The sequence below is a fragment of the Flavobacterium sp. ACAM 123 genome (assembly GCF_000264055.1).
Classification (GTDB): domain Bacteria; phylum Bacteroidota; class Bacteroidia; order Flavobacteriales; family Flavobacteriaceae; genus Flavobacterium.
On sequence record NZ_AJXL01000159.1, the window covers coordinates 1 to 5,327 of the forward strand.

Consider the following 5,327-nt stretch of genomic DNA (forward strand, 5'->3'; position numbering starts at 1 on the left):
CTAATTCATTAGATAGTAATACTCGTTGGAACCATATTTTATAAATCTACAAAAATTTGAAAGGAATTCATAACGGTATATGTATCGTGAAATGTTTTACATTAAGTGAAATTATCATTTAATTCATTTATTTCGAATTTATTTTAAAATATATTTATGTGAACTTATTCTATTAATCCCTTTTCATAAAGGTAAATTGGATTAAGTAATTTAACTATTATTTGTAACAAATTTTTTCTATATTTGTTACAAATAATACTGTTTTTAATGGCTCAAAGTGTTGATAAAAATATAAGAACTAAGATTTTAAAAATAAAACGAGGGAGTTTGTTGTTTCCAGAAGATTTTAGCAAATTAGGGTCTTCAGAAGCAGTGCGTTTGGTATTGCATCGTCTTGAAAAAGAAAAAACAATTACTAGAATAGCACAAGGTATTTACGTGAGGCCAAAAATAAGTCAGTATATTGGCGAGGTATTACCTTCAGCGGAAGAGGTAGCTTTAGGTATTGCAAAAAGAGATCGAGTTAAAATTGTCCCTACAGGTGTTTACGCATTAAACGCACTTGGTTTTAGCACGCAAGTGCCTATGAACTTAGTATATCTCACAGATGGTGCTCCGAGAGTAATTAAAATAGGTAAACGAACTATTAAGTTTAAAAAAACAACTCCTAAAAATTTATTGGCAAAAGGAGAAATTAGTAGTCTAGTTTTACAAGCTTTAAGAGAAATTGGTATAGATAAAATTACCATTGATGAAGAAAAAATGATAATAGAATTACTTAAAAAAGAGAAAAAGAGCAACTTAATACATGATATTACATTAGCTCCCGTTTGGATACAAAAAATCATGAAAAAAGCAGACCAATGACAAAAATAAGTTTTCATAACCTTCCCGAAATTGAAAAAATAAATATAGTACAGCAAGTCAGTAATATTCAAGGACTAGCTCCTTTTGCGGTAGAAAAAGATTGGTGGGTTGTACAAACATTAGCTGTTATTTTTGAAATGCAAGTTGGAGAGCATTTGGTTTTTAAAGGTGGAACTTCATTAAGTAAAGCTTGGAATCTAATAGATCGTTTTTCGGAAGATGTTGATTTGGCTATCGATAGGAAATTTTTAGGTTTTGAAGGTGGACTTTCAAAAAAGCAAATTACGGCTTTAAGGAAGTCGGCGAATAATTATATTTCTGAAATTTTTTATATTGAATTACAAGCGGAATTCATAAAGAAAGGATTTCTAGGTTTGAGGTGGGAAATTATAAAAACAACTGAATCTGATGATGATCCTGTTGTAATTAATCTCTATTATCCTCATAGTATTGATATGTCAGGATATAATTTTACCGAGAGTTCAAATAGAAATAGGGTGTCGTTCACTTAGAGTGAGAATTCCAGCTATATTGACCACCCAATTCGAATTCATAATGACCACCTCCATTTTTCATTAAAAACTACTTTTTTTCATCTGTTAATTAGTATTCAAATATATTTAAAATATTACCCTTGTTTATGCTTTTTTTCTTTCTCATAGATTCTCCATGCAGTTCGATTCGGTGAGATTGATGTATTAGCCTATCCAAAATTGCATCAGCTATGGTTTTTTCTCAAATGATGTCATATCAACCTTGCACTGGGATTTGCGATGTTACAATAATAGAACCATTGTTATGCCTGTCTTCAATTATTCCTAAAAGGGTAATTCGATTGTGGTTATCTAGTGCTTGGAGTCCAAAATCGTCCAGTATAATGACCTCTTGTCTTTCTATTTTAGCCAATTCTCGCAGATAAGAACCATTTGCTTTGGCCATTTTTAATTTGGCAAACAACTTCGAAGTGTTGAAATAACTTGCTTTAAAGCCTTGTATACAGGCCTGATAACCTAATGCAGTGCCTAAATAACTTTTGCCGATACCAGTGCTTCCTGTGATTAAAAGACTTTCATTTTTTTTACAAATTCACATTCTGCCAGACGTAGTATGGTGTTTCGATCCAGATTACGAGTCTGGTCAAAATTGATACTTTCAATATTTGATTTGTAATGAAATCGAGCATTAGTGATACTGCGAGCAATACGCCAATTGTGTCTTTCATCCCATTCGGCATCAATGAGCATCGATACAAATTGATCAAGTCTGTAATTGTCTGTTTTCCGCTTTCAATGGCCGTTTTAAAAGCATTATGCATGCCATAAAGCTTCATTTGTTTCATTTTTGTTACTGTGGATTTATTCATGATTACTTGGTTTTTAATTAATTATAATATTGTTTTCCTCGTATGTTAACGTGGATAGGGAGTTCTTGCTATGGTTTTTGCTCAAAATCAATATGTTCTAAGATGTTTTGCATGGTCTTAAAATTGTAAATTTTTAAATCAAGTGCCTGTTTACAGGCATTTATTAATCGCTGGTTACCAACCTTTTTTCGAAGTTTAGTATTCCTAAACAACTTTTGTAAGCCTGTTCAGGGTGGTTTCTGCTTTCGATTATTCGCAAAATATATTCTCCAACGGACTCATCAATACTGCTAGCCCAATCAATTAAGCGAGCTGCAATTCACGGGGTTACAAATTGATGCGTACTGGCTAAATGCTCTGGGATTGTGGTATAAACATAAGGTTTGTAATTCCTTGGATGAATAGCTATCCGATTGTATTTATAATAGATCTCTACAGTTGATTTGGTATACAATAGTTTTTACTTTTTTCTTGACATATTGATACGGAATACGGTAATAATTTTTGTCTTGACTTAATTGAACATGTCCGTTTTGCATGACCGTTGCAAAGGATTGGTATTTAATTTAATTGAGGTCAGTAGATAATTTTATATCTTAGAAGTCAATAAAACATGAGAATTATGAATTTATTTACAGGACAAAACCTTTTAGATTTTGCTGAACGGTCTAAAACAGATGAAAACTGCAAAGAATATTTAGCAAATTATAAATGGGAACAAGGATTTATTTGTTTAAAATGTAAGCATACAAAGAGTCAAATCCGTAAAGATTTTTCCAGAACTTGTAATATTTGTAGTCATACAGAAAGCGCAGCTGCAAATACTTTATTTCATAAGGTTAAGTTTGGTTTACGTAAAGCCTTTTTTATATGTTTTGAGATGTCAACTACAACTAAAAGTTTATCTGCTAGCTATATGGGAGTTCGCTTTGGAGTTACAGAAAAAACAGCACGTTTATTTATGCATAAAGTTAGAGAAGCCATGAAATCTAGTGAGAATCATCCAATGGATGGAATCGTTCATGTTGATGAATTTGTTATTGGTGGAAAGGAAAAAGGCAAAGTAGGAAGGAGTTATGACAGCAAAAAGAAAAAGATTGTAACCGCAGTAGAATTAACAGATAAGGGAAAAGTTAAAAGGATGTATGCCTTAAAAATCGACAATTATTCAGCCCAAGAATTAGAGACAATATTTAACAAGCACATTGATAAAAGCGCAAAAATAACTACAGATAAATGGAAAGGCTATCGTCCTTTATTTGAGCATTACGATATCACACAAATAGAAAGTAATAATGGGATGAATTTTATGGCATTACACACAATGATTCATCAAGTAAAATCATGGGTTAGAACAACATATTCTTCAGTAAGTGATTTTAATATAAACAGGTATCTTGATGAATTTTGCTATCGAATTAATCGTTCTCAAAGCAAAGACACAATATTCAATAATTTAATAGTAAGAATGGTTAAGTCGGATAAAATATATCAGTCTAAAATTATATGTTTGTAACTACTGACCTCAATAATTTAAAAACGCTCTTGTTGTAGTGGACGCAGTTTTTCTTTTCATCTTCTTAAAATAATTCCAAGCGAGAATATGGCCGTCCTATAAGTTTTCGATTATTATGAGAGTCTAATAAATCCCATATCTGTTGGTTTAATTCTTCCCGATAAAAGAATTTGGTTTCTTTTAGGTTTACATAAATCCTTCGGTATAATATCTTGACTAGCTCCCAATATGGCTACAAAAAACTGTACATCTTTGATTTCTCCAGTGTCTTTGTAAACAATGGAGAGTGTTTTTCCAGCGTAATTGACATACATTTTATCACCGGCTTTGTGATTTATATACATTACTGGATTGACTCGTTTACTCCATACTTTATAATGATGGGTAAATTGCGAACTCCTGTAACCATCAGGGTTTATGGTAATATATTGTTCCCACATATGTTGTATGCTAACGCCAACTTTTTTTAGTTAACGCTCCATTTTAGGGGGAAAATTATGGAGAGTCTGTAATTTGGGATTAATTGATTCCACGGCAGTCTGTGAAAACAAAACTTCTATTTCAGCATCTGTTTTTTATCAATAAATTCAAAGCTTAATCCGAGAACTTCAAATAAAGAAATATATTTCTTTACCGTATTCCTGGAAAAGGATAAGTAACTACTTGTGAATAACTTACTCTTTCATTCATAATGGAATTTAATTACTTTTCTAATTTTACTCATGTCTGTTATATTGTTTGTCATAATCTGTGTTTTTTTTTACGAATGTATGGTTCTAACAAGATGAAAAAGTCAGTAGTTTTTAATAATCAATTTATCCCGAAATTAGGTGGTCATTTTGAACTGGAAAGTGGTGGTCAATTTGACCGGTTTTTCCAGTTATACAATCAGTCTAACCTTTCTTTTAAAAATAGATGAAACTGTTCGAGATTTCCAAAATTACAAAAGCAATCATTATAATTAATAACCTTTAGGTAACTAAATCTTAAACTTAATGGTTCCTTTCTTTCTATATAATTGTTTTAATTTGTAAAAAAAAACACAAAAAAATGAAAATCACACTTTCAAATTTATGCGACAGTGAACTTCAACAACATGTAAAAGAAGGCAGTTATCAAGCCTTTGAAGTGATTTTTGATCGCTATTGGCAAAGGCTTTTCACCTATGCTTATAAGATGTATAATGACGAAAAAATAGCGGAGGACATTGTTTAGAAAATTTTAATTAGTTTATGGGAGAAATCTAACGTGGCCAATATTCTAAATTCGGAGGCTTACCTAATAAATTCACTGAAATGTAAAAATGCAAATCACACAAGGGATTTTAAATTCCTCCTCCCCCCTGTGCTTACAGAAATCATTCACAATATGCCCAACAATTTTAAGACCGAAAAAGACTAGGAATGCAACCATCGATTAGCCCCTGTCAAATGGTAATATCTCTAGTTTATGTTTAATATGCATTGATATGATAAAAAACGAATTCCAATATTTTAATTATTGTTTTAAGAATTTATTAACTTAAAAAAAATGGTTTAAATAAAAATAAATGCGAACTAAATCGTTTTTGTATTTATTTTA

Annotated in this window: 6 protein-coding genes and 1 pseudogene; 5 read left to right on the forward strand and 2 right to left on the reverse strand. The window is 31.2% G+C overall.

The annotated features are described in order from the left end of the window. Positions 1-267 precede the first annotated feature (267 nt). The gene (locus A3SG_RS0117240; RefSeq protein WP_016991247.1) at positions 268-867 is read left to right on the forward strand and encodes a DUF6088 family protein; all 600 of its coding nucleotides are present in this window, start codon (positions 268-270) and stop codon (positions 865-867) included. Next, positions 864-1,379, forward strand: a complete 516-nt coding sequence (locus A3SG_RS20300; RefSeq protein WP_050979851.1) for a nucleotidyl transferase AbiEii/AbiGii toxin family protein — start codon at positions 864-866, stop codon at positions 1,377-1,379. The genes A3SG_RS0117240 and A3SG_RS20300 overlap by 4 nt, the downstream gene beginning before the upstream one ends. 91 nt (positions 1,380-1,470) lie before the next feature. Here the strand turns inward: A3SG_RS20300 and istB are convergent. Next, positions 1,471-2,111, reverse strand: a pseudogene (istB, locus tag A3SG_RS22525) (IS21-like element helper ATPase IstB). A gap of 741 nt (positions 2,112-2,852) precedes the next feature. Between istB and A3SG_RS0117260 the strand changes: the two are divergent. After that, positions 2,853-3,746: an IS1595 family transposase gene (locus tag A3SG_RS0117260; protein ID WP_029596889.1), complete on the forward strand. Its 894-nt coding sequence runs from the start codon at positions 2,853-2,855 to the stop codon at positions 3,744-3,746. A 113-nt stretch (positions 3,747-3,859) separates the two neighbouring features. Here A3SG_RS0117260 and A3SG_RS0117265 read toward each other — a convergent pair whose 3' ends face one another. Beyond that, entirely contained in the window at positions 3,860-4,186 is a 327-nt protein-coding gene (locus A3SG_RS0117265) for a transposase (RefSeq protein WP_016991251.1), read from the reverse strand. A 344-nt stretch (positions 4,187-4,530) separates the two neighbouring features. On the opposite strand from A3SG_RS0117265, the gene A3SG_RS22775 reads away from it, so the two are divergent. After that, entirely contained in the window at positions 4,531-4,665 is a 135-nt protein-coding gene (locus tag A3SG_RS22775; RefSeq protein ID WP_255347719.1) for a hypothetical protein, read from the forward strand. A gap of 131 nt (positions 4,666-4,796) precedes the next feature. Next, positions 4,797-4,961: an RNA polymerase sigma factor gene (locus A3SG_RS21965; RefSeq protein ID WP_016991253.1), complete on the forward strand. Its 165-nt coding sequence runs from the start codon at positions 4,797-4,799 to the stop codon at positions 4,959-4,961. Positions 4,962-5,327: the final 366 nt, after the last annotated feature.